The sequence below is a fragment of the Pseudalgibacter alginicilyticus genome, from assembly GCF_001310225.1.
GTDB lineage: Bacteria > Bacteroidota > Bacteroidia > Flavobacteriales > Flavobacteriaceae > Pseudalgibacter > Pseudalgibacter alginicilyticus.
On sequence record NZ_CP012898.1, the window covers coordinates 3,635,544 to 3,656,150 of the forward strand.

21 protein-coding genes are annotated in these 20,607 nt (G+C 30.4%); 10 read left to right on the forward strand and 11 right to left on the reverse strand.

Features of this window, described 5'->3' with window-relative positions; translation table 11 throughout:
• Positions 1-8 precede the first annotated feature (8 nt).
• From APS56_RS15165 to APS56_RS15175, 3 genes are all read left to right on the forward strand, one after another.
• A complete protein-coding gene (locus APS56_RS15165) occupies positions 9-719 on the forward strand; it encodes a FadR/GntR family transcriptional regulator (RefSeq protein ID WP_054730292.1) in 711 nt (236 codons plus the stop codon).
• A gap of 172 nt (positions 720-891) precedes the next feature.
• On the forward strand, positions 892-2,193 hold the full coding sequence (locus tag APS56_RS15170) for an MFS transporter (RefSeq protein ID WP_054730295.1): 1,302 nt from the start codon (positions 892-894) through the stop codon (positions 2,191-2,193).
• 24 nt (positions 2,194-2,217) lie between these two features.
• Positions 2,218-2,982 carry an SDR family NAD(P)-dependent oxidoreductase gene (locus tag APS56_RS15175; protein ID WP_054730298.1) on the forward strand — a complete coding sequence of 255 codons (765 nt, stop codon included), beginning with the start codon at positions 2,218-2,220 and terminating at the stop codon, positions 2,980-2,982.
• Positions 2,983-3,054: 72 nt separating this feature from the next.
• On the opposite strand, the gene APS56_RS15180 is transcribed toward APS56_RS15175, so the two are convergent.
• From APS56_RS15180 to APS56_RS15210, 7 genes are all read right to left on the reverse strand, one after another.
• Positions 3,055-3,504, reverse strand: coding sequence for a hypothetical protein (locus APS56_RS15180; RefSeq protein ID WP_054730301.1), 450 nt, complete (start codon positions 3,502-3,504; stop codon positions 3,055-3,057).
• Between the two features lies 1 nt (position 3,505).
• Positions 3,506-4,009 (reverse strand): hypothetical protein, encoded by a 504-nt coding sequence (locus tag APS56_RS15185; protein ID WP_054730303.1) that lies wholly within the window; start codon positions 4,007-4,009, stop codon positions 3,506-3,508.
• 71 nt (positions 4,010-4,080) lie between these two features.
• Positions 4,081-4,623 carry an RNA polymerase sigma factor gene (locus APS56_RS15190; protein WP_054730305.1) on the reverse strand — a complete coding sequence of 181 codons (543 nt, stop codon included), beginning with the start codon at positions 4,621-4,623 and terminating at the stop codon, positions 4,081-4,083.
• A 338-nt stretch (positions 4,624-4,961) separates the two neighbouring features.
• Entirely contained in the window at positions 4,962-6,803 is a 1,842-nt protein-coding gene (locus APS56_RS15195; RefSeq protein WP_054730307.1) for an ABC transporter ATP-binding protein, read from the reverse strand.
• A gap of 67 nt (positions 6,804-6,870) precedes the next feature.
• Entirely contained in the window at positions 6,871-8,601 is a 1,731-nt protein-coding gene (locus tag APS56_RS15200) for a phospho-sugar mutase (protein WP_098946185.1), read from the reverse strand.
• Between the two features lie 117 nt (positions 8,602-8,718).
• The gene (locus APS56_RS15205) at positions 8,719-9,666 is read right to left on the reverse strand and encodes a glycosyltransferase family 2 protein (RefSeq protein WP_054730309.1); all 948 of its coding nucleotides are present in this window, start codon (positions 9,664-9,666) and stop codon (positions 8,719-8,721) included.
• 39 nt (positions 9,667-9,705) lie between these two features.
• Positions 9,706-10,239, reverse strand: a complete 534-nt coding sequence (locus tag APS56_RS15210) for a DUF4199 domain-containing protein (RefSeq protein WP_054730312.1) — start codon at positions 10,237-10,239, stop codon at positions 9,706-9,708.
• A 156-nt stretch (positions 10,240-10,395) separates the two neighbouring features.
• Between APS56_RS15210 and APS56_RS15215 the strand changes: the two genes are divergently transcribed.
• The 3 genes from APS56_RS15215 to APS56_RS15225 all read left to right on the forward strand — a co-directional run bounded on the left by APS56_RS15215 (position 10,396) and on the right by APS56_RS15225 (position 12,974).
• A complete protein-coding gene (locus APS56_RS15215) occupies positions 10,396-10,647 on the forward strand; it encodes a type B 50S ribosomal protein L31 (protein ID WP_054730314.1) in 252 nt (83 codons plus the stop codon).
• Between the two features lie 157 nt (positions 10,648-10,804).
• Positions 10,805-11,980, forward strand: coding sequence for a GlmU family protein (locus APS56_RS15220; RefSeq protein WP_054730315.1), 1,176 nt, complete (start codon positions 10,805-10,807; stop codon positions 11,978-11,980).
• A 73-nt stretch (positions 11,981-12,053) separates the two neighbouring features.
• Positions 12,054-12,974, forward strand: coding sequence for a TolB family protein (locus APS56_RS15225; protein ID WP_082379377.1), 921 nt, complete (start codon positions 12,054-12,056; stop codon positions 12,972-12,974).
• Here APS56_RS15225 and APS56_RS15230 read toward each other — a convergent pair.
• Entirely contained in the window at positions 12,961-14,589 is a 1,629-nt protein-coding gene (locus APS56_RS15230; RefSeq protein WP_054730319.1) for an ABC transporter substrate-binding protein, read from the reverse strand. The two genes, APS56_RS15225 and APS56_RS15230, sit on opposite strands and share 14 nt — an antisense overlap.
• 193 nt (positions 14,590-14,782) lie before the next feature.
• On the opposite strand from APS56_RS15230, the gene mtaB reads away from it, so the two are divergent.
• A complete protein-coding gene (gene mtaB, locus APS56_RS15235; RefSeq protein WP_054730322.1) occupies positions 14,783-16,108 on the forward strand; it encodes a tRNA (N(6)-L-threonylcarbamoyladenosine(37)-C(2))-methylthiotransferase MtaB in 1,326 nt (441 codons plus the stop codon).
• Positions 16,109-16,154: 46 nt separating this feature from the next.
• Here the strand turns inward: mtaB and APS56_RS15240 are convergent, their stop codons facing one another.
• Positions 16,155-16,451 carry an N-acetyltransferase gene (locus tag APS56_RS15240; protein ID WP_054730325.1) on the reverse strand — a complete coding sequence of 99 codons (297 nt, stop codon included), beginning with the start codon at positions 16,449-16,451 and terminating at the stop codon, positions 16,155-16,157.
• A gap of 115 nt (positions 16,452-16,566) precedes the next feature.
• Between APS56_RS15240 and APS56_RS15245 the strand changes: the two genes are divergently transcribed.
• Positions 16,567-17,232: an alpha/beta hydrolase family protein gene (locus APS56_RS15245; protein ID WP_054730329.1), complete on the forward strand. Its 666-nt coding sequence runs from the start codon at positions 16,567-16,569 to the stop codon at positions 17,230-17,232.
• Positions 17,233-17,266: 34 nt separating this feature from the next.
• Positions 17,267-18,187 (forward strand): lytic transglycosylase domain-containing protein, encoded by a 921-nt coding sequence (locus tag APS56_RS15250; RefSeq protein WP_054730332.1) that lies wholly within the window; start codon positions 17,267-17,269, stop codon positions 18,185-18,187.
• 24 nt (positions 18,188-18,211) lie between these two features.
• Here the strand turns inward: APS56_RS15250 and APS56_RS15255 are convergent, their stop codons facing one another.
• Both APS56_RS15255 and APS56_RS15260 read right to left on the reverse strand, forming a co-directional pair.
• Positions 18,212-19,342 carry a PepSY-associated TM helix domain-containing protein gene (locus APS56_RS15255; RefSeq protein WP_054730335.1) on the reverse strand — a complete coding sequence of 377 codons (1,131 nt, stop codon included), beginning with the start codon at positions 19,340-19,342 and terminating at the stop codon, positions 18,212-18,214.
• Positions 19,343-19,491: 149 nt separating this feature from the next.
• The gene (locus tag APS56_RS15260; RefSeq protein WP_054730337.1) at positions 19,492-20,067 is read right to left on the reverse strand and encodes a tetratricopeptide repeat protein; all 576 of its coding nucleotides are present in this window, start codon (positions 20,065-20,067) and stop codon (positions 19,492-19,494) included.
• Positions 20,068-20,375: 308 nt separating this feature from the next.
• Here APS56_RS15260 and rpmH point away from each other — a divergent pair, with 308 nt between their 5' ends.
• Positions 20,376-20,537, forward strand: coding sequence for a 50S ribosomal protein L34 (gene rpmH, locus APS56_RS15265; protein WP_027878648.1), 162 nt, complete (start codon positions 20,376-20,378; stop codon positions 20,535-20,537).
• Positions 20,538-20,607 lie beyond the last annotated feature (70 nt).

Genomic DNA, 20,607 nt, shown 5'->3' on the forward strand with positions numbered 1-20,607 from the left:
GGGATTAGATGAAATTAGAAGCAACCACAACTAGTGAAAATCAAGAATTGCAAAATGTTATAATTAGTAAAATCAGGGATTTAATAAATTACAAAAATTTAGAACCTGGAGATAAGTTACCGTCAGAAAGAATGTTGTCTGACAAATTTGAAGTAAGCAGAAGTAATGTTAGAGAGGCTATTCAGAGATTAGAGAAGTACGGTTTGTTAAAATCCATTCCTCAAAGTGGGACTTTTGTAGCAAATATAGGAGTTATTGCTATGAATGGTATGATTGAAGATATTTTAAGATTAGAAACACCTGATTTTAAATCTTTAGTTGAAACTAGGATTTTATTGGAATTAAAAACAGTAAAATTAGCTTCTTTAAGGCGTTCTGAAAATGATTTGAAAAATATTAAAGAAGCATTGGATGCCTACGAAAAGAAAGTAATCTCAGGTGAAGATGCTGTTCAGGAAGATTTACTATTTCATTTAGCTATAGCAAAAGCATGTGGTAATAGTACAATAAATACTTTTATGTTGAGTATTACACCTCAAATAATTATGAATTTTGAAAAATATCATGTTTGTGATAAAAGACTTTCTGTTATAGGTATTGAAGAACATAAAGAAATATATGAAGCTATAAAGAAGCAGGATCCTGTATTGGCTAAGCAAAAAATGAAAGATCATTTTAGTTTGTTATACCAGTACTGTTATAATGTAGCACTAAAATAATTACTTGAAAAAATAAAAATTCATATTTCTATTTTTTCAAATTGAAGATTTAAAGAGAAAAGGTGATTTATAATTGAATCTTATTTTACTGCTTAAGTTTTTAATATAGTTATATCTAAAACAACTAATTTGTTTTAAAAAGAATTTTAATTACTAAATATAAACTAAGAATATGAAAATTAAAGGATTACGTTGGTGGGTTGTTACATTAATAGCGTTAGCTACTATTATTAACTATATTGACAGACAGTCATTAAGTGTTCTTTGGCCAGAAATAGCGAAAGAATTATACCCAGGGCATACAGCTGATGAAACAAAGTCAATATACGCCTTAATTTCAATAATTTTTGTGTTTTCTTATGCTTTTGGGCAAGCCATTTTTGGGAAAATTTTTGATTGGGTTGGTACAAGAATGGGGTTTGTATTATCTATAGGTGTATGGTCCATTGCTACAGCCTTACATGCTTTTGCTCAAGGTATTTTGAGTTTTGGTATTTTCAGAGCCATATTAGGTATTTCTGAGGCAGGAAACTGGCCCGGCGCCACTAAAGGAAATGCAGAGTGGTTTCCTACTAAGGAAAGAGCATTAGCACAAGGAATCTTTAATTCTGGGGCTGCTATAGGGGGTATTATATCTATTCCATTAATTGCGTTTTTAACAATTTATTTTAGCTGGAAATCCATCTTTATATTAATTGGTTTGGTAGGATTACTTTGGTTAATTCCTTGGTGGATTTTAGTAAAATCACCACCAAAAAATCATCCTTGGATAACAGACAAAGAGCGTGATTATATTTTAACGGGGCAAAAAAATGAGGATTTTGATGGAGATGGTGATATTGATCAAGAATATAATCCAGATACTAAAGACCTCCTTGGACACAAACAGAGTTGGGGTGTAATATTAGCTTCAGCGGCTATTGATCCAATTTGGTGGTTATTTGTTTTCTGGATACCAATTTACTTAAATGAAGTTTACGGTATGGATGTTAAGTCTATTGGTCTTTATGGTTGGGTACCTTATGTTGGAGCAATGTTTGGAGCTTGGTTTGGTGGACTGTTAGCACAAAATAGATTAAAGGCTGGCTGGAATGTTAATAGAACAAGAAAAATGGTAATAACTTTAGGGTGTTTAATTATGCTACCAGCATTGTTAGCTATGGCCAATCCTGGTGGACCAACAACAGCAGTTATTATTATGGCTGTAATTTTGTTTGGGTTTCAAACAGCCATTGGTAATGTGCAAACGTTACCTAGTGATCTTTTTAGTGGAAAAACTGTTGGTACGCTATCTGGTTTTTCTGGAATGGCGGCTAAACTTACTGCAGCAGGTCTAACCTACTTGGTGCCATGGTTAACTAGTGGAGGAAATTATACTCCTGCATTTGTTATAGGAGCAGCTTTGGCTATTTTAACTTTAGCCAGTGTGTGGATACTGATACCAAAAGTTCAAGCAATAAAAAAAAGAGTATAACATAATTAATTAAAATTAGATAGTATGAGTAATTTAAAAGGAAAAGTAGCCATTATCACTGGAGCAACTGGTGGAATAGGTTTTGAAGTAGCAAAAAGATTGGGTAAAGATGGCTACACCGTAGTATTAAACGGTATTGAGGATGAGGCTGGCGCTGATAGAGTTGCTGAACTTACTGCCGAAGGAATCACTGCTGAGTATTATGGATTTGATGTAACAAAAGAAGAAGAAGTAACTGAAAACATCAATAAAATTGGAAATAAATATGGCAAAATAGATCTTTTAGTGAATAATGCTGGAGGCTTAGGTGGAAGATCTAGGTTTGAAGATATGACTACTGAATTTTATAGATTTGTAATGGCATTAAATCTTGATTCAACATTTTTTGCTTCTAGAGCTGCTATTCCATTTCTTAAAAAAGGTGAAAACCCATCAATTATCAACTATACCTCTATAGCAGGTTGGAATGCTGGAGGACCTGGAGCTGGAATATATGGTACTTCAAAAGCTGGTGTTCATGCTATTACAAGAGCGTTGGCTAAAGATCTTGCTGAATATGGAATAAGAGTAAATGCTGTATCACCTGGTACTATTGATACACCTTTCCATAAGGAGATTAAGTCTACAAAACCAGAAGTTTTTGCTTCATGGAAGAATAATATCTTGTTAGGAAGATTAGGTCAGCCAGAAGAAGTAGCTTCTGTTGTTTCTTTTTTAGCTAGTGATGATGCTGCTTTTTTAACAGCTGAAACAATACAAGTTGGAGGAGGGCAAGGTTTAGGAATATAATTTTATAGCCTTGAGACAAAAAAGTGATGGTTTTATCTAAAAATCATCACTTTTTTGTTTTAATTAAGAATTTTATTTGTTTTGAGAATCTCCTCTTCGCTTCTTTTTGTATTCTTCAAATAACTTTCTATTAAAATCATCTTCAGCAGTTTTTAATAGAAGTATTTTCTTAGGCGAAATAACTTTGCGTAATTTAGAAATGAGTTGGGTCTCTTCATAATGTAAACTGTTTTCAGTTTCAATTAATTTATCTAATAATACTTTTGCTTTGTTATCATCAAGCGTATTGATACTTTCTTTAATATCCCGACGTAGCTTTCTCATGTCATTATACTTGATTCTAGTAGAATTATCGTCGTATGTATTATAAATAGGCCAAAAACTCTGGGCTTCTTTTTCTGTTAAACTTAACTTTTCTGTAATAAAAGCAACCTTAAGAGCTTTTACTCGATCTCTATTACCTTGTGAATACAAGTTTAGAGAAAGTACTAAAAAAGTTATAGGGATTAAATATTTTTTCATTTTATTCAATTATTAAATCTTCAATATCTGTATGCTCCAATAAATAAGTTTCTAAAATGTCTTCATTTATTTGTTGGTTAACAAAATTTTCTTCTAAAAATTCTATATCGTCAAGCGTTGAAGCAATTTCGTAAGCTCCAATATTTTCATACATTAAGTAGTTTTCTACGGTTTCAGAATCTATGGTATCCCAATTCCATGAGGAAGGGTTTTCAAAAATAGATAGATTAAATAAAAGTAAAATAGCTGCAGCAATACTTGATATGTATAATACGTTTATTTTACTAAACAGAGGAATTAGTTTACTAGTGTCTTTTTCAGAGACCTGATTCATTATTTTGTCCTCAAGAGTTTCAAAATAATTGCTAGGAGTTTTAAATCCAGCTTTAGTTACCATGCTATTTAGTTTTGCTTGACTTGATATGTTGTCTTCAAAACTTTTAAAATAGTCATTAGGAACTGTAAAACCAGTATCTTCTATTTTATGTTTATTTATTGTTTTCATTCTTTTACTTAATAAAGTAATATGTCTTTATAATAGATGTTATAATTAAGACTAAATAACTGTTTAAAGGTTTAATTATTAATTAAATAGGCTTCAATTTTTTTTACTGCAATATGATAGGAGGCTTTTAGTGCTCCTTCACTTGTTTGCAAAATTTCAGCCATATCTTTATATTTAATATCTTCAAAATATTTCATATTAAAAACAAGTTGTTGTTTCTCTGGTAATAGAGCAATAGCTTTTTGTAATTTTAATTGAATTTCATCACCTTCAAAATAAACATCTGATGTTAAATTATTGATAGATAGGTTTATAACTTCTTCATTAGTAATTTGTAATTGTTTAGCTCTTTTGTTTAAAAATGATATAGATTCATTAGTTGCTATTCTGTACATCCATGAAAATAATTTACTGTCTCCTTTAAAATTATGTATGTTCTTGTATACTTTTATAAAAGTGTTTTGTAAAACATCATCAGCATCGTCATGCGATTTTACAATACCACGTATATGCCAATATAAACGCTCTTTGTAAAGCGTTACAAGTTCTTTAAAGACGGAATCTTTATTTGTGTTTGATTGAAGTTGCTTAACAAGCTCTAATTCTTCGCCCACTTTTTTTTGGTTTTATATACTTAGGACTTCTAAATATAACTAAAGTTTAATTGGGATTAAAAATTTTTTCTAAAAACAAATTTTAGTGAAATAAGGTGTTTTTTTTTTTTTTTTTGTATGTATTTCAATATCAGTAATTTAAAAATAAAATATCGATTAAGTGTTTGTTTTTTGCGATTAAATACGTTTTTTCTTGTTTTGTTTGTTTATTAGGTTTATGTTTGTACCAACAAAACCTACTTATTATGTTAGTCGTTCCCAAGTCTAGCATTGAATGCAAAAAAGGATAGAAGCCCAAGTCTCTATCCTTTTTTATTTTATAATATTTTTGATTGATTTTATTCAAAACTTTGCATTTCTACAAGTTTTTTGTACACTCCATTTTTATTCATGAGCGCAATATGGCTACCTTGCTCTGTAATTTCTCCTTTCTGTAAAACAACTATTTGGTCGGCATTTTGGATAGTGGATAGTCTATGTGCTATTACAATAGAGGTTCTATTTTTCATCATGTTTTCAAGAGCAACTTGAACTAAGCGTTCACTTTCTGTATCTAATGCAGAAGTAGCTTCATCTAAAACCATGATTGGTGGACTTTTAAGAACAGCACGAGCAATACTTAAGCGTTGTTTTTGGCCTCCAGACAACTTGTTTCCAGAATCTCCAATATTAGTCTCTATACCTAAAGGAAGCTCTTTTATAAATTCCCATGCATTGGCAATTTTTAAAGATTCAATAACTTGCTCATCAGTAGCATTTTCATTTCCTAATTTTAAGTTGTTTTTAATACTGTCATTAAAAAGAATGGCATCTTGTGTAACAATACCTAATTGTTGTCTTAAGGATTTTGTTGTTATATCTTTAATATTTATACCATCAATTAAAATATTACCTTTATTCACATCGTAAAAACGAGTGATTAGATTTGCAATGGTAGATTTTCCACTGCCAGATTGTCCAACTAAAGCTACCGTTTTTCCTTTTGGAATAGTTAGGGAAAAGTTTTTTAAAACATATTCATCTTCATATTTGAATGAAATATTATCAAAGATAATTTCAGAATCAAAACTTGTTTTAATAATAGCATTTTTTGCATCCTTTAACGGGTTTGGAGTATCTATAATTTCTTGAATTCTTTCTGCGGCTGCATCACCTTGTTTAATATTATAAAGTCCTCTAGAGATTGCTTTAGCAGGCACCATAATGTTGTATGCTAAGCCCATATAGGCTATAAATGAACTACCATCAAGAGTTTCGTCTACAAGTACTAACTGTCCTCCATACCATAGTAAAATTGAAATAACCAAAATACCTAAAAACTCACTAATGGGTGAAGCTAAATTTTGACGGTTATATAATTTGTTTGAAAAACGGTAAGAACGAGATGATGATTCCTGAAATTTAGAATCAAATTTTTCTTCGGCATTAAACCCTTTAATAATACGTAGCCCTGTTAAGGTTTCTTCTAATATTGATAAAATAGCGCCTTGTTCTTTTTGAACGCGATCAGATTTTCGCTTTAAACTTTTGCCTACTTTAGAAATGATGATTCCAGATAGAGGAATAAATATAAATACAAACAGCGTGAGTGGTGGACTAATAATTAGCATCATAATGATGGTAAAAATAATCATTAATGGTTCTCTTGCTATAAGTTCTAAAACTGGTAACATTGAGTACTGAAGCGTTGCTACATCATTGGTTACACGAGACATAATGTCTCCCTTTTTCTGTTCAGAAAAATAAGAAAGGGGTAATTCTATTGTTTTTTTATAGACTCTATTTCTTAAATCACGAACTACGCCATTTCTTAAAAAAACCATGAAGTAATTAGCAAGATAGCCAAAAATGTTTTTTAATAAGAACAAAACAATGATTAAACTAACTACTAATAGTAGTGCTTTAGACTTATCATCTTCAGCGTAAAGATTAATATGGTAAGACATATAGTCCTTGTAAAAATCGTTTAAATGACTTAATCCTTCATAAACAGGTTTAGATAATTTTTCAGTTACTTCTGTATTTGTTTCTTTTTCTTTGAAAAGAACATCTAACATGGGAATTAAAGCAATGAAAGATAAAGAGCTAAACAGGGCATATAAAATGTTGGAGATTATATGTCCAACAGCAAAATGTTTATACGGTTTAGCATATTTTAAAATATTAAAAAATTGTTTCATCTAAAATGTATTATAAGTTAGATGAAACAATTTGAAAATTAATAGACCAGAAAGGAACATATATTTATTAAATAAGTTTCATGTCTTTAAGAATCGCCTCGGTTTTAGCATCTAATAAGTTTTCTATTTCTTTAAAATCTGCTATAGATTTTAAAGGAGTATTAACACTTACATAGAATTTTATTTTAGGCTCTGTACCACTGGGTCTTAATGCCACTTGACTACCATCTTCAGTATGATAAATTAATACGTTTGATTTTGGCATATCTATGGTGGTTTTTTCACCGGTCACCATATTTGTTGAAACAGAAGATTGATAATCTTCTATTTTTATAACTTTTGAGCCATTTGCAGATTCAAATGGGTTTTCGCGAGCATCAATCATCATTTGAGTAATTTCTTGAGCGCCTTCAATACCTTTTTTTGTTAATGATATTAATTTTTCTTTATAAAAACCATGTTCTATATAAAGTTTAATTAATTCTTCATAAAATGAACTTCCGTTTGATTTGGAAATAGCCGCAATTTCGCAAGCTAAAAGGGTAGAGGTTACAGCATCTTTATCACGTACAAAATCACCTACCATATAGCCAAAACTTTCTTCGCCACCACCTATAAATTTTAATTCAGGGAAATCTTTAATTAATTTAGCAATCCATTTAAATCCAGTTAATACAATTTTGCTCTCAACGCCATAAGATTCAGCTAATTTGTTAAGCATAGGTGTAGAAACTATTGTTGAAGCAATAAATTCTTTGCCTATAATTTTACCTTCAGATTTCCATTGTTTTAATAAGAAATCTGTCATCATCAACATAGTTTGATTTCCGTTTAGTAATTGCAATTCATTTTCTGAATTTCTCACTGCTACTCCTAATCTGTCGCAATCTGGATCTGTTCCAATTACAATATCTGCATTTACTTTTTCTGCTAACTCTAAAGCCATTTTCAAAGCAGCAGGCTCTTCTGGGTTAGGAGATTTTACCGTTGGGAATCCTCCATCTGGTACTTCTTGTTCTTTTACAATATGAACATTTTTATAACCAGCACGTTTCAGGGTTTCAGGAACTGCTGTAATAGATGTTCCGTGAAGAGAAGTAAATACAATAGTTAAGTTGTCTTTAGCTTTTTGTGTAGCTCCAACACAGCCATTTTCAACTGATGCATTTATAAATACATCATCTACTTCTTTCCCTATGTAGTGAATTAAAGCATTATTTGCTTCAAATTTTACTTGAGAATAATCTACAGCATTAATCATTTTTATTACAGCACTGTCATGTGGAGGTACTAATTGCCCGCCATCTTGCCAATATACTTTATATCCATTGTATTCTGGAGGATTGTGAGATGCAGTTAAAACGATACCACAATGACACTTGAGATGCTTAAGAGCAAAAGATAATTCTGGTGTTGCTCGTAAGTCTTCAAATAGATAAACCTCAATGTTGTTAGCAGAAAATACATCAGCAACTACTTTTGCTAATGATTTACTATTATGTCTGCAATCGAAAGCTATTACAGCTTTTGGTTTTTCATTAGGAAATTGTTTGTGCAGATAATCACTTAAGCCTTGTGTGCTTTTTCCTAGGGTGTATTTGTTAATTCTGTTTGTTCCAACCCCCATGATACCACGCATACCACCAGTTCCAAATTCCAAGTCTTTATAAAAACTCTCTTGTATGTCTTTAGGATTGTTGGCAATGTTTTCTTTAATTGTAGTTTGCGTTTCTTTATCAAAAGTGGGGGTTAACCACCCATTGATGCGATCTAAAATTTTTGGTTCAATGTGTATCATGTTTTTTTAAATATATTTAATAGTGTAGGTTTCAAAAATAAGTAATTCAAAAAAGTAATAATATTTATAAAGTTACTATTTTGAATGAAAAAGATGTTTGTTTCTGAAAATTTTTATTTAAAAGTTTAATTCATTTTTGATTAGATAGCGTTTTTTGTCTTGTTTGGTTCTTAGTATAATTTCACCTAAAAAACCAGCAACAAAAAATTGTGTACCTATTATCATTGTAGATAATGCTAAGTAAAATTGCGGCCGCTGAGTTATAAGCCTGCCTGTGGGATTTAAAAACAACTTGTCAATTCCAAGATATAGTGAAAAACCAAAACCTATAGTTAGCATAATAACACCTAATGCACCGAATAAATGCATAGGACGTTTTCCAAAATGAGATAAAAACCAAATAGTAATCAGATCAAGAAAACCATGAATGAAACGATCCATTCCAAATTTTGTTTCTCCATATTTTCTGGCTTGGTGTAAAACCACTTTTTCAGCTATTTTTGAAAAACCTGCATTTTTAGCAAGAACGGGTATGTAGCGGTGCATTTCGCCGTTAACATCAATATTTTTTACAACATCAATTTTATAAGCTTTAAGTCCGCAGTTAAAATCATTTAATATAACACCAGATGTTTTTCGTGCAGCCCAATTAAACAGTTTGGAAGGTATGTTTTTTGAAATAACTGAATCATAACGTTTCTTTTTCCAACCAGAAACCAAATCAAACCCTTCATTTGTAATCATGTTGTAGAGTTCGGGAATCTCATCTGGGCTATCTTGTAAATCTGCATCCATGGTAACTACTACATCACCTTGTGCTTTTTCAAAACCTGCATGGAGGGCTTGTGATTTTCCAAAATTTTTAAAAAAACGAATTCCTTTTACATGCTCATCTTTTTTAGTTAGATCTGAAATAATTTTCCAAGAATCATCGGTGCTACCGTCATCAATAAAAATAATTTCATACGAAAAACGATTGGACAACATAACTTTAGCTATCCAATTGTATAATTCTTGTAAAGATTCGTGTTCGTTAAGTAGTGGTATAACTACAGATATGTTCATGTAAATATTTTGAAAAAATAATATTCAAAAATACTGAATTTATTCTGAGCTTGGAGGATTTTTTTTCATTGCTGCTGCTACAATAAGCCCAATAACACTAAAGCCAGCCAATTGCCAGATAATAGATTGTAAAATATTCCCAACAGAGTACATATTGCCTTGTGCTTCCATTTTTTCTACAGTTTCAGCAATGGCTTCAGCTGGAACATTGTAACTTTGTAAACGTTCTACTTGAGATTCAATTATTTTTTCATGTAAAACAATGGAGGCATCTGGATCAATAACATTAAAAATGATGATATTTATTAAAGCACTAATAATAGCACCAACTAAAAGTGTGATAAAATATGACGTAAAAGCATTTTTAAAACTAATAAATCCGCCTAATAGTTTTTTTGATTGTACAACAGATAATATTCCAACTACAATAACTAAAATAATAAAGGTAATTCCAAACCAGACTTGTGTAAATAAATCTAAACTAACCCCGTAACCAATGACTGTTAATAATGATAGAATGGCGCCTAAGTACATTCCGTAATTTATAGCGACGGATTTTAAAGATTTTTCCATAATTTGTAATGATTTATATGTTTGTTAGGTTATCAGTGTTTAAATATATTAAAACGTTACATAAGTAGTGAAATAAAAATCAAAAAATAATTGCACATTTATAAAAAATACTTAAATTTGCACTTCCAAAATTGAAAGTATTAAAAGCATTACGCGATGAAAAAAGGTATACACCCAGAGAATTATAGATTAGTAGCATTTAAAGATATGTCAAATGATGATGTTTTTTTAACAAAATCTACTGCAAATACAAACGAAACTATTGATGTTGATGGTGTAGAATATCCAGTTATAAAAATGGAGATTTCAAGAACATCTCACCCTTTCTATACAGGCAAATCTAAATTAATAGATACTGCTGGACGTATTGATAAGTTTAAAACTAAATATGCTAAATTTAAAAAATAATTTAAGCATTACCTCTTATATCTTAAGCCTTTCAGCAAAAAACTGAAAGGCTTTTTTATTTTATTTATTTTTTTATTTTACTTTTGGGGGATTAATTAACCATTGAGCAACTAAGTAAAAAAGACTTACTTACAATACTTAACTTCATAACTAACTAATGAATTATATTCTTTTTGATGGTGCTTCTCGAAACAATTTATTGCCATTTACTTTTACAAGACCAGTAGCAGATATTAGGGTTGGTATTTTGACTATTAGAGAAAAATGGGAAACATATTTAGATTCTACTATTACTACTGTTACAGAGGATTATCTTTCAGACAAGTATCCCATGGTAGAATTGGAGGAAAATGTGATGATAAATGCCTCGTACCTTCCAAATTTTGAATTGGCAGAAATGATCAAGGACTTGAAAGAAAATCAAGCTATTTTTAAAGATGAAGATGTTATAGCTTTTTTTTCAAAGGAAACACAAGAAGATATAAATTTTGATGAGTATGAAGCATTAGAGTTTGATGATGATTTGATTAAAATTGAACATACTTGGGATATTTTTTCAAAAAATGCAGAAGCCATTCAAGAAGATTTTAATTTGATAACCAAAGGAAGGCCTTCACAGCCTATTCCTACAAGTAATAATATTATTGCTCCAGAAAATATATTTATAGAAGAGGGCGCTAAGCTTGAATTTGTAACACTCAATGCGAGTAATGGCCCAATTTATATTGGTGAGAATGCAGAAATTATGGAAGGTGTTTTGGTACGCGGACCTTTAGCTTTATCTAATAATGCATTAATTAAGATGGGTGCTAAAATTTATGGACCTACTACTATCGGTCCGAATAGTAAAGTTGGAGGAGAAATTAATAATTCTGTGATTTTTGCTAACTCTAATAAGGGACATGATGGTTATTTAGGAAACTCTGTATTAGGAGAGTGGTGTAATTTAGGGGCTGATACTAATAATTCAAATTTAAAAAATAACTATGCCGAAGTAAGGTTGTGGGATTACCAAACAGAAAGATTTGCTAATACAGGATTGCAGTTTTGTGGACTTATGATGGGAGATCATAGCAAATGTGGTATTAATACCATGTTTAATACAGGTACAGTTGTTGGCGTTAGTGCTAACATTTTTGGAAGTGGTTTTCCGAGAAATTTTGTACCCAGTTTTAGTTGGGGAGGAAGCAGTGGCTTTACAACCTATTTAACAAAAAAAGCATTTGAAGTTGTTGAAGTAGTTATGTCAAGAAAAAAAATAGAATTCTCAAATCAAGATAAAGCTATTTTAGAGCATGTTTTTGAATTAACTAAAAAATATAGAAGAGAATAATAGCTCTTGTTTTCTGTTTTTAATATATTTATAATCATATAGTTATATTTGTTTATAACGTTTTTTCTCTTTTATGATGAAGTATATTTTTTATGTTTTCTTATTCATTTATGTATTTGGGTTTTCGCAAAACAGAACATATTCTGTCATAAACTTAAGTTTAAATAATGAAAAACCGCATTTTGGTTTAACTTTTAATAAAGCCAACGAAGTGTTGTTTACATCTTATTTATTAAATAAGAAAGGACGGGTAAAATTATCATTTTCAGGAGCTGGTATTTTGTCACTTTACAAAGGAAATACTACTGAAAATGGCGAGATAATAAATATAGAACCCTTATTTATTGATAAAAATGAAGATATTTTGAATATAACAAATGCTTCGTTTTCACCAGATGGAAAAAATTTGTTTGTTACAACTACCTATGACAGCAGAGCGAATAAGCCTAAAGGAGATTTTAAAAATACTAATTTTCATTTAGAAATAGCTGAGTATAAAAATGGTATAGGTTGGACTAATTTTAAAGTATTGCCTTTTTGTGATCCTAAATATTCATATGCGCATCCTTTTGTAAGCCCAGATGGAAAAACATTGTATTTTATAGCGAATATTCGTGGCGGAAAACAAACTACAAAAGGAGCATCAGATGTATTTAAAGTAGAAATTTTAGGAGATAATAAGTATGGAGAACCTATTAACCTGGGATCAAATGTTAATTCGTATAGTAAAGAAATGTTTCCCTCAATTGGTGCCGACAACACTTTGTATTTTGCTTCTAATAAACCTGGTGGTTTTGGAGGTTTTGATATTTATAAATGTACAATGAATGTTGATGGGACTTATAATAAATCTGAAAAATTACCCAAACCTATAAATAGTAAAAGGGATGATTTTTGCTTTGTAATTGATGCAGCTAACAAAGCAGGTTATTTTACCTCCAAACGCCATGGAACTAAGGGTGACGATGATATTTATTATTTTACTGTAGAGTAGTCTTTTTAACCCGTTTCAAATCCAATAAGTTAATAGGATTAATACCTAATCCACTTATATTTTTTCCTGTAAACCTAACTACTTCATCATAGAAAAGAGGAACAATAGGTGCTTTTTGCATAACTAAACTATCCATTTTGGTGTATAATAGTTCTCTGTTTTTTGTGTTAGTTTCTGTAAAAGCTTGTTGGTACCAAGTATCAAATAAGTCATTTTTAAAATGCGAATAATTGGGACCATTAGGGGCAAAATTTTTGCTGTAAAATAATGATAGGTAATTTTCAGCATCTGGGTAATCTGCAATCCAGCTTGCTCTAAACATATCTAATTTACCATTGGCTTTAGCATCTTTTAACGTAGCAGCAGGAATGACATCTACATTCACGTGAAGTCCAATTTTTTGTAGTTCACGTTGAATAAATTCGCAGAAACTTAAGTAATTACTCGTAGTAGTTAATGATATTCTAGGGGTTTCAATATCTGTTTCTTTTTTAAATTGATTAAGTAATTGTTTTGCAGTTTCAGGCTGATAAGAAAATCCAATAGCCGCATTGTGTCCGGGAAGCCCTTTCGGAATAAAGCCACCTGCCGCGGGAATGCCAACACCATTTCTCAGATAAATCATCATTTTTTCTCTATCAAAACCATAATTTACAGCTTTTCGAAGTAACTCTGATTGTATTTCGGGAACTTCAGAATCCATGTAAAAAGCTAAGTATTCGGTATTCAAATAAGGCCCATGTATCATGTTTTTACTTTGAGTATATTGGGTTCTTAATTTGCCATCAGCGGTCAGAATTTCATCTTTGTAAGAGGCGTCTAAACCAGAAATAAAATCAATGTTACCTTGTGAGAATTGTAAAAATTCACTTTGTTTATCTGGTAAAAAAGTAATGGATATGGCTTCTAAATATGGTAAAGGGTTTTTGTTTTTGTCTGTTTCAAAATAATTATTATTTTTTCTAAAAACCAATTTAATATTTTCTTCCCAACGTTTAAATTTAAAGGGGCCTGTGCCAATAGGATTTGCTCTAAAATCACTACCATAATATTTAACAATCTCTTTAGGAACTACCGAGCAATATTTCATAGATAACAACCCTAAAAAAGCAGGGAATGCTTGTTTCAATTGAATTTGAAAAAGGGTGTCGTTTATAGATTTAAAACTCTCAACTTTATTTAAAACCCAGCTCCCTGGTGATGCAACCTGCTTGTCAAGGAGCCTGTTTAAACTATATTCAAAATCAGAAGCTTTTACTGTACGTGTGGAATCTTTTCCAAATAAAAGATGTGAATGAAAATAAACATCATTTCTTAGAGTAAAAGAGTATGTGAGCGCATCTTTAGAAATGGTCCAGTCTTTAGCAATACAGGGTTCTATATTTAAGTTTTCGTCCATTTGCACCAATCCATTAAAGAGTTGGTTGGTAGCCCATATATCTGCCAAATCTTTTGAAAATGCAGGATCTAATGAGCCAATATTCTTATGTTCGTTGTAACGAAAAACTAAGTGGTCTTTGTTTGTGTTTGTATTGTTTTCGCATGAAATGATAATTAAAATAATACAACTAATTGATAAGTAGCTGATTATTTGTTGTAATACTTGTTTTATCATATAACTTATTAGTTGTAAATTTGCATGCTCCAATCAGTTTGATTCTCAGGCTAAGCTCAGTTAAGATGCTATTGAAAATTTTTCAAGGTTTTTAACCCTTGATATTTTATGAAACAATTGAAATGATGGATGTAAATATAAACAGATTTTTGCCCGATAACAATCAGGATTTACGCAAATGACTAAATAATATATGAGAAAAAAAGTCGCATTTTATACTTTAGGCTGTAAGCTTAATTTTTCAGAAACGTCAACCATTGCAAGAAACTTTACTAATGAAGGTTTTGATCGTGTAGACTTTTCTGAAAATGCAGATATTTATGTGATTAATACTTGTTCAGTAACAGAAAATGCAGACAAACGTTTCAAAACTATTGTAAAACAAGCACAAAAAGCAAATCCTAATGCATTTGTTGCTGCTATTGGTTGCTATGCGCAATTAAAACCACAGGAATTAGCAGATGTTCATGGTGTTGATTTGGTACTTGGTGCAACAGAAAAATTTAAGATTACTGATTATTTAAATGATCTTTCAAAAAATGATTTTGGAGAAGTTCATTCTTGTGAAATTGAAGATGCTGATTTTTATGTAGGGAGTTATTCTATAGGAGACAGAACACGAGCTTTTTTAAAAGTTCAAGATGGTTGTGATTATAAATGTACATATTGTACTATTCCTTTAGCGCGTGGTATTTCGCGTAGCGATACTATGGAAAATGTATTAAAAAATGCTCAGGAAATTTCTGCTCAAAACATAAAAGAAATTGTATTAACAGGGGTTAATATTGGTGATTATGGTAAAGGGGAGTTTGGTAATAAAAAACACGAACATACTTTTTTAGATTTAGTTAGTGAGTTGGATAAAGTTATTGGTATTGAACGACTTCGTATTTCGTCTATTGAACCTAATTTATTAAAAAATGAAACTATTGATTTAGTTTCAAAATCTAGAGCTTTTGTTCCTCATTTTCATATTCCATTACAATCAGGAAGCAATGAAATCTTAAAAAAAATGAAACGTCGTTATATGCGTGAATTGTATGTTGATAGAGTTTCAAAAATAAAAGAGGTCATGCCGCATGCTTGTATTGGTGTAGATGTTATTGTTGGTTTCCCTGGAGAAACAGATGAACACTTTTTAGAAACGTATAATTTTTTAAGCGAATTAGATATATCATATTTGCATGTGTTTACTTACTCAGAGCGTGATAATACGGAAGCAGCAGAAATGGAGGCTGTAGTTCCAAATAATGTAAGAAGTAAACGAAGTAAAATGTTACGAGGTTTATCTGTTAAAAAGCGTCGGGCGTTTTATGAGAGCCAGATAGGTACAAATAGAATTGTTTTGTTTGAAAGTGAAAACAAAGAAGGCTATATTCAAGGATTTACAGAAAACTATGTGAAAGTAAAAACACCGTGGAACCCAGAATTGGTCAATAGTCTACATAAAGTTAAGCTTACCGAAATAGATACAGATGGCTTAGTACGACTTGAATTTATAAACGTACTTACTGCGTAAAAAAAAATCTGAAGTATTTATATACTTCAGATTTTTTTTGAATCGTTTAAATTCTTACACCAACAGGAAGCATACGTTTGTATTTTCTATTGCTTCTTACAAATTTTGCTATTTCAGGACAAGTTGGCATTACACTTAAGTTACGTGCTTCAATTTGTTCAAAAACAGCAGCTAAAAAATCTTTGCTAAAACCATCTTCATTAATTTCTTCAGGAATAACAAGTTTCGTTAAAAAAATCTTTCGTTCTTGTAAAGAATATTCAATTTTTGCTAAGTGGTTGTCAATTTTAATTTCAAATTGGCGTAAAAAATCATTGTCTATTAATTCAGCAGCTCCAACCATGATATCTTGTTTTGTTTTATAGGAATCGTTAAAATAGTGAGTACTATTTGCCTAACTTTGTGCAAAAGTACGAAAAAAAATTATTAAAATAAAGTAAACAAAATGTTAATGCCTTATGATTCAGCAGATAATACATGTTTATTTAATGCCAGGAATGGCTGCGAGTTCTAAAATTTTTGAAAATATAGAATTACCTAGTCATCAATTCGAAACACATTGCTTAGAATGGATTCCTCCATTTGACAATGAATCTATTAGTAATTATGCATTACGGATGGCTCAAAAAATCAAAGAAATAGATGTTGTATTAATAGGTGTGTCATTTGGGGGGATTCTGGTGCAAGAAATGAGCAAGCATATTAAAGTGCGTAAGTTAATAATTGTTTCTAGTGTTAAAACAATGCACGAATTACCTAAGCGGATGAAATTTGCTAAAGCTACTAAGGCATATAAGTTGTTACCAACTCAATTGGTAAATAATATGGATGTACTTGCAAAATATGCTTTTGGAAAAAACGTTATTAAACGTATCGATTTGTATAAGAAATATTTATCAATTAACGATAGTAATTATTTAAGTTGGGCCATAGAAAAAATAGTTTGTTGGAACCAGGATACTGTCATTCCTGATATTATACATATTCAGGGAGAAAACGATCCTGTTTTTCCAACAAAACATATGTCAAATTATATATCAATTTCAAAGGGTACACATATAATGATTATAAACAAATATAAATGGTTTAATGAAAATTTACCACGTATAATTTTAGAAAAATAAATAAAAAAATTACCTTTAAAAAAAACTATTATTGATGAAGATTATTGAGAGAATGTTAGCATTTGTGGGGTTATTAAGTTTATCAGCCTTATTTATTTATGCCATACAAGATGCTCCTACGGATGAGAATTTTGAAACAAAACAAATTAATGATTATAATGTCTATGCATTGCCAATACCTAAAGATTTGAATTTTGCTGGAGAACTTGTGCCCATTCATGATGTTGATATTTTAGAACGTATGGATAGAGAGCTGCTGGTTAATACATATTGGCAATCAAATGGGTTATTGATGTTTAAACGAGCAAAGAAATATTTTCCTATTATTGAGCCTATATTGAAAAAACATGGTGTTCCTGACGATTTTAAATATTTAGCAGTAATTGAGAGTGGGTTAACTAATGCGGTATCTCCTGCAGGTGCTCGTGGTATTTGGCAAATTATGCCAGCAACAGCTAGAGAAAATGGTTTAGAGGTTAATAGCAATGTTGATGAGCGTTATCACTTAGAGAAATCAACAGAGGTTGCATGTAAATATTTATTAAAATCAAAAGAAGAGTTAGGTACATGGACTTTAGCAGCTGCAGCATATAACGCAGGAAATGCTGGAATTTCAAGAAGATTAAAGGAGCAAGATGTAAGTGATTATTATGATTTGTTGTTAGGGGAAGAAACAGGACGTTATCTTTTTAGAATTGTTGCTCTCAAAGAAATTTTAAATAATCCTGACACATATGGTTTTAATTTTAGAGAAAAAGATTTATACACCAATGTGCCAACTTACTCAGTAAAAGTAGATACAGCAGTTACTGATTTTACTAAATTTGCTCAAACATATGGGATTAACTATAAAATATTAAAACTTCACAACCCTTGGTTGCGTGAGCCCCATTTAAATAATAGATCTAGAAAGCTTTATGAAATTGAAATTCCTGAAAAAGGGTATTATCAATAATAAAAAAGTGATTTGACTGTTTGTTTAGTTCTTTCTCTTTTTTTTCTTTTTAAGCTTATTAAGCCAAATAATAGTACCAGTAATAGGTAAACTTGTAGCTATTAAACAAGTTAAGAAATATATGATTTTAGAAAACATTCCATAAATTTCACCAGTATGTAAAGGTTTGATTAAGGATGCTATTTTTACATTTAAAGGTTTATCTGAAAACCATTCTACGGCCAATACCTTTCCAGATAAATCCATGTAAAGATTGTCTGATGTAACAGGTGACCAATTTGCTTCGTTAGATTTTTTAAAAGCATAATAGTTGTTTTTCTTGCTTGGAAAAGAAACAGAAAGGTCTCCATTGTAATTTAAAGTTTCATTTGCTATGGCTATAGCTTTATCTATAGAAATAATATCATTATCATTCACCTTTTTTACTTCAAATTCAGGTGATGTTCTGTTGAAAATTTTTGCTCCTATTAAGTTTCCTAAGCCAACCTTATAACCTTCAAAAGACCAGCATAAGCCTGTAATACCCATAATAACAATAAAAATACAAGCATAAAAGCCTAAAGTATTATGTAAATCATGGTTAATGCGTTTCCAGTTAGCATTTGTTTTAATTTTCAATCCATTTTTCATGTTTTTCCACTTTATTTTTTTAGGAAACCATAAAACAATTCCTGAAATTGAAAGTAATAAAAATATGATGGTAGCAATGCCAACAATGGGTCTTCCAACCGCTGTATCTAAAAGAAGCCATCTGTGTAGTCTAAACATACTTTGCATAAAAGTGTCTGCACCGGTTTTTTCAATTTTATGAATACTAGACGTGTATGGGTTGACTAAGACTTTTGATCCACGTCTTTCACTTAAATCTTTTTTTACTGAAAATTCATATGCTGCGTTGGATTCTGAGGGAATGGTTACTCCGGTTACAAATCCATTGCCCGATGCTTTTAATGTTTCAGATAAATTTTCAATACTGGCTTTTTGTGAAGTGGCTTCTATAACTACTGATTCAGCAAAAAAATCTTTTATTTCATGTTCAAAAGCTAAAAATGTACCGCTAAGGCATACTAAAAAAAGAATGATTCCACTACCTAATCCTAACCATAAATGGATGTCATTTATTAATTTTCGTATGGTGTATTTTTCTTTTTTCATTGGTTAGCTTTTATAATTGTCACAAATATACTATCGAAAATTAAAAATACAAATTTTATTTAGACCAGTTATAAATAATAATGTGATTTATTTTAATTATAATAATTAATGAAATAAAAATATTTAGCGTTGCTGAAAAAGTGCTTTTTTTAGCCTCTACGTTTTTGAGCTCTCACTGAAGCACCTGCACCATAATGTTGGTTCGGGCCAATAGCACGCTTCATATTGTCTTTCATCATTTTAATTTGTTCTGTAAGCATTCCTTGTTTATCTAATTTTTGAGCTTCAGACAATAATTTTTGAGCTTCTTGCTTTCTGCGTTTAGAAAAAGCAATACCTGATAAATTTAATTTGGCCATTGCTAAATCATGATCCATGGAGAGGCCTAAAGTAATTGCTTTTTTAAAATATTTTTCAGCTTCGTTTACATTTGTTTGAGAAACCATTAAGCCATGTAAATAATTATAATATCCTTGTTGTTTTTTTACTAAAGCAGACTCTGGGTTTTTAATTTTATCAAGCCACTTTTTAGCGCCTTCAAAATCCTGTTTTCTTAATCTTAAAAATGCCAATAATATGAATTCATTTTTAAAATATAGAAATATAAAAATGAGTGATAATAGAATAAGCATAATGCCATTTCCTATGTAACCCTCGGTAAATAAGTAAACAGCATATGCAATAATGCCTGCAGCTATAATAAGTTTTATAATCTTGTTGTACATGGTGTTATAATTTGTAAAAAGTCTTTAATCTAAATTGAAATTTTGATTAAAATTAACCTTATTTTTTTTTAATGAATGCAAAGAAACTAAATTTTATGGAATGAATTACATACATATTTGACAAAAATAACACGATAAACCCAAATAAATAGTAGTGTTAAGGGCTATTTTAAAAATATAAAAATAATTGATGATTTTTTTTAAAAAATGGTTTGCAAACTAATAAAGGCTTTGTATATTTGCCCTCGGTTTTAAAGAAAGCCATTTTACAAGAAAATTACAATTTCAGATTTTAAAGATATAAGATAATGAGTAAAAGAACATTTCAGCCTTCTAAAAGAAAGAGAAGAAACAAACACGGTTTCAGAGAAAGAATGGCATCTGCTAATGGCAGAAAGGTATTAGCACGTAGAAGAGCTAAAGGAAGAAAAAAATTATCTGTGTCATCTGAAACAAGACATAAAAAATAATGATTAACAATTGTTGATAATATAAAGGTGTTACTTAAGTGTAACGCCTTTTTTTATATCTAATGATTGC

What these genes read in the sequence shown, in the direction of transcription:
- APS56_RS15210 (WP_054730312.1), bottom strand. Translation starts at nt 10,239, where the DNA reads ATGGAAAAATCTTTAAAATCCGTCGCTATAAATTACGGAATGTACTTA.
- APS56_RS15225 (WP_082379377.1), top strand. Translation starts at nt 12,054, where the DNA reads ATGATGAAGTATATTTTTTATGTTTTCTTATTCATTTATGTATTTGGG.
- APS56_RS15255 (WP_054730335.1), bottom strand. Translation starts at nt 19,342, where the DNA reads ATGAAAAAAGAAAAATACACCATACGAAAATTAATAAATGACATCCAT.
- APS56_RS15260 (WP_054730337.1), bottom strand. Translation starts at nt 20,067, where the DNA reads ATGTACAACAAGATTATAAAACTTATTATAGCTGCAGGCATTATTGCA.
- APS56_RS15245 (WP_054730329.1), top strand. Translation starts at nt 16,567, where the DNA reads ATGATTCAGCAGATAATACATGTTTATTTAATGCCAGGAATGGCTGCG.
- APS56_RS15240 (WP_054730325.1), bottom strand. Translation starts at nt 16,451, where the DNA reads ATGGTTGGAGCTGCTGAATTAATAGACAATGATTTTTTACGCCAATTT.
- APS56_RS15250 (WP_054730332.1), top strand. Translation starts at nt 17,267, where the DNA reads ATGAAGATTATTGAGAGAATGTTAGCATTTGTGGGGTTATTAAGTTTA.
- APS56_RS15200 (WP_098946185.1), bottom strand. Translation starts at nt 8,601, where the DNA reads ATGATACACATTGAACCAAAAATTTTAGATCGCATCAATGGGTGGTTA.
- rpmH (WP_027878648.1), top strand. Translation starts at nt 20,376, where the DNA reads ATGAGTAAAAGAACATTTCAGCCTTCTAAAAGAAAGAGAAGAAACAAA.
- APS56_RS15175 (WP_054730298.1), top strand. Translation starts at nt 2,218, where the DNA reads ATGAGTAATTTAAAAGGAAAAGTAGCCATTATCACTGGAGCAACTGGT.
- APS56_RS15230 (WP_054730319.1), bottom strand. Translation starts at nt 14,589, where the DNA reads ATGATAAAACAAGTATTACAACAAATAATCAGCTACTTATCAATTAGT.
- APS56_RS15195 (WP_054730307.1), bottom strand. Translation starts at nt 6,803, where the DNA reads ATGAAACAATTTTTTAATATTTTAAAATATGCTAAACCGTATAAACAT.
- mtaB (WP_054730322.1), top strand. Translation starts at nt 14,783, where the DNA reads ATGAGAAAAAAAGTCGCATTTTATACTTTAGGCTGTAAGCTTAATTTT.
- APS56_RS15220 (WP_054730315.1), top strand. Translation starts at nt 10,805, where the DNA reads ATGAATTATATTCTTTTTGATGGTGCTTCTCGAAACAATTTATTGCCA.
- APS56_RS15165 (WP_054730292.1), top strand. Translation starts at nt 9, where the DNA reads ATGAAATTAGAAGCAACCACAACTAGTGAAAATCAAGAATTGCAAAAT.
- APS56_RS15180 (WP_054730301.1), bottom strand. Translation starts at nt 3,504, where the DNA reads ATGAAAAAATATTTAATCCCTATAACTTTTTTAGTACTTTCTCTAAAC.
- APS56_RS15185 (WP_054730303.1), bottom strand. Translation starts at nt 4,009, where the DNA reads ATGAAAACAATAAATAAACATAAAATAGAAGATACTGGTTTTACAGTT.
- APS56_RS15215 (WP_054730314.1), top strand. Translation starts at nt 10,396, where the DNA reads ATGAAAAAAGGTATACACCCAGAGAATTATAGATTAGTAGCATTTAAA.
- APS56_RS15170 (WP_054730295.1), top strand. Translation starts at nt 892, where the DNA reads ATGAAAATTAAAGGATTACGTTGGTGGGTTGTTACATTAATAGCGTTA.
- APS56_RS15205 (WP_054730309.1), bottom strand. Translation starts at nt 9,666, where the DNA reads ATGAACATATCTGTAGTTATACCACTACTTAACGAACACGAATCTTTA.